The sequence below is a fragment of the Trebonia sp. genome (assembly GCF_049794275.1).
In the GTDB taxonomy this organism is placed as follows: Bacteria; Actinomycetota; Actinomycetes; order Streptosporangiales; family Streptosporangiaceae; genus Trebonia.
Genome location: NZ_JBARCR010000424.1, coordinates 1 through 2,860 on the forward strand (window position 1 = coordinate 1; position 2,860 = coordinate 2,860).

The 2,860-nt window shown below is 71.4% G+C and carries 3 protein-coding genes; 1 reads left to right on the plus strand and 2 read right to left on the minus strand.

Annotated elements, in window-relative coordinates; all coding sequences use genetic code 11:
- The coding region (locus tag WA805_RS11580) for an MFS transporter (RefSeq protein WP_425242339.1) at nucleotides 1–1,337 on the plus strand (1,337 nt) is incomplete at its 5' end.
- A 112-nt stretch (nucleotides 1,338–1,449) separates the two neighbouring features.
- Here the strand turns inward: WA805_RS11580 and egtD are convergent.
- Together egtD and WA805_RS11590 are read right to left on the minus strand one after the other, a co-directional pair.
- The gene (gene egtD / locus WA805_RS11585) at nucleotides 1,450–2,427 is read right to left on the minus strand and encodes an L-histidine N(alpha)-methyltransferase (protein WP_422327055.1); all 978 of its coding nucleotides are present in this window, start codon (nucleotides 2,425–2,427) and stop codon (nucleotides 1,450–1,452) included.
- Nucleotides 2,424–2,860: class II glutamine amidotransferase (locus tag WA805_RS11590; protein WP_425242340.1), on the minus strand; the 437-nt coding region annotated here is incomplete at its 5' end. The genes WA805_RS11590 and egtD, both read right to left, overlap by 4 nt.

The following is a 2,860-nucleotide window of genomic DNA, read 5'->3' on the forward strand; positions in this document are numbered from 1 at the left end:
TCATGGACCTGCTTGACTCCACCATCACCACCATCGCCGCGCCGACCATCAGCTCCTCGTTGCACGGCGGTCCGGGGCTGATCAAGTGGCTGGGCGCCAGCTACGCGCTGGCCCTGGGAGTGCTGCTGGTCCCCGGCGGGCGGCTGGGCGACAAGTACGGCCGCCGCCGGACCTTCCTGATCGGCATCGCCGGCTTCACCGCAGCCTCGCTGGCCTGCGGCCTGGCCTGGGATCCGCCCTCGATCATCGTGGCCCGGCTGGTCCAGGGCGCGTTCGGCGCGCTGCTGATCCCGCAGGGCTTCGGCATACTGGGCTCGGTCTTCCCGCGCGAGCACATCGGCAAGGCGTTCAGCGCCTTCGGCCCGGTCCTGGGGCTGTCGGCTGTCGGCGGTCCGCTGCTGGCCGGCCTGCTGATCGACGCCAACCTGTTCGGGCTGGGCTGGCGGACCATGTTCCTGATCAACATCGTGCTGGGCGCGGCCGGGCTGGCCGCCGGGCTCAGGCTACTGCCGCACGACGTCGGGGACCGTGCGGTGAGCATCGACGCCCTGGGCTCGGCGCTGCTCGCGGCGTGCATGCTGGGCCTGCTGTTCGGCCTCATCCAGGGGTCCACCGACGGGTGGACTGCCGCGCCGGTCGCAGCCCTGGCCGCCGGGGTGATCTTCTTCGCCGCCTTCGCCCAGCGCCAGCGGACTGCGGCGGCGCCGCTGATCAAGCCGTCGCTGCTTCGCAACCGGGGCTTCACCGCCGGGCTCATCCTCGGCCTGGTCTTCTTCGCCACCGTGGCCGGGCTGCTCTACGCGGTCTCGCTGTTCCTGCAGCGAGGGGCCGGATACAGCCCGGAGCGGGCCGCGGTGACCGGGTTCGCCCCGGCCGCCGTCGGGATCGTCATCGCGTCGGTGGCCTGCAGGAACCTGGTCACCAGGCTGGGCCGTCGGCTCAGCCTGGCCGGCATCGTGGTGACGGTGGGCGGCGTAGCCGTGCTGGCAGCCATCGTGGCGCACTCCGGCACGGCAGCCAGCGCGGCCGAACTCGCCCCGGCCATGACCCTCATCGGCCTGGGCATGGGCGCCACGTTCTCCACCATCTACGACACTGCCATCGGCGACATTGACCGGGCCGAGGCCGGCAGCGCCAGCGGCTCGCTCAGCTCGGTCCAGCAGCTGGCCAACGCGATCGGCCCGGCCGTCATCACCACCATCTACTTCGGCGCGCTAGCCGGCGGCCCGGCGCACGCCATGACCCTCAGCCTGCTCACGGTCATCGCCCTCGGCGTGCTCAGCTGCCTAGCCATCCCGCTGCTGCCGCGCCACGCCCAGCCCGCAGGCCCGCACTGACCTGCTGCCACTGCCACCGGCTGCAATAGTGAGTCTGCGGGAGGGGCGTCGGCCGTTTGGCGACTTACCGTTCGCCGCTCTGACGACAGGAATCAGGAACAAATCGAGGCGGTCAGGCGGGCGTCGACAGGGACAGGCCGAATTGGCCCGGGCTATCCGTCCACCAGGAGCGCATCGTGAAGCCGGCCGCGGCCAGCTCCGCTTCGACGCCTGCCCGGCGGAACTTCGCGGATACCTCGGTGCGCATCTCCTCGCCGTCAGCGAATGTCACGGTGAGCCCGAGGTCTCGCACCAGCACGTGCTGGACGGCCGTCGAGCGCAGCCGCATCTCGATCCACTCGCGCTCGGGGTCCCAGACCGCGACGTGCTCAAAGGCGTCCAGGTCGAAGTCGGCGCTGAGTTCGGCGTTGAGCACGGCGAGCACGTTCTTGTTGAAGTCGGCGGTCACGCCTGCCGAGTCGTCGTAGGCCGCGACGAGGATCGCCGGGTCCTTAACCAGGTCGGTGCCGAGCAGGAACGTGTCGCCTGGGCGCAGCTGCGACCGGACCCGGGACAGGAACGCGGCCCGCTGCGCGGGCACCATGTTCCCGATCGTGGAGCCGAGGAACGCGACGAGCCGCGGACCCCGGCCGTCGCCGTTGGGCGACGGAAGCCCGAGCGACTCCTCGAAGTCCGACTCGACCGCCTGCACGGCGAGGTCCGGGTAGTCGGCAGCGAGCGCGTCACCGGCGGCCACGAGTGCCGACTCGCTCACGTCGACCGGCACGTAGCTGCGCAGCGTGCCGCGGTCGCGCAATGCGTCGAGCAGCAGCCGGGTCTTTTCCGACGAGCCGGAGCCGAGCTCCACCAGCACCTGCGCGCCGGACTCGGCGGCGACTTCGGGGGCGACGGCGCGCAGAATGGAGCGCTCGGCGCGGGTGGGGTAGTACTCGGGGAGTTCGGTGATCTTCTCGAACAGCGCGCTGCCCTGCGCGTCGTAGAACCACTTGGGGGGCAGCGTCTTGGGAGTCGCGGTGAGTCCCGCCAGAACATCGGCGCGCAGCGTGCGCGCCCGATAGTCCGGCGGGAGGCGATGCTCGACGGTGGTCAACGGATTCCGATCCCTTCATTGAGCGAGCTAAGCGGCCGCACCGTCACCTGCGACGGTGCGGCGGTGAGCAGTTGGCGGTCGGGCACTTCGGCCCAGCCTGGTTCGTCGTCGCAGGGTTCCGAGGCGACAGTCACGCCGTCGTCCGCGCGCCGATACCACAGCGTGTCCCCGGCGGTCGTCGCGACGATCGTGCGCCCGTCGGTGAGCAGGAAGTTGAACCGGCCGGTCCCGCCGGCCGCCTCGACGGCGTCGATCGTCGCGGCGAGGGCGATGTCCGGTGCCGTCCCCGAGCGCAGCCGCTCCACCACCAGCGCCCACAGGAACGCCGAGTCCGTCATCGCCTCCAGCGCCAGCAGGGGCTCCACGCGGGCCAGCCCCGCCGCGGACGCCGGCCAGCCCGCCAGCAGCCCGTTGTGGCTGAACAGCCATGATC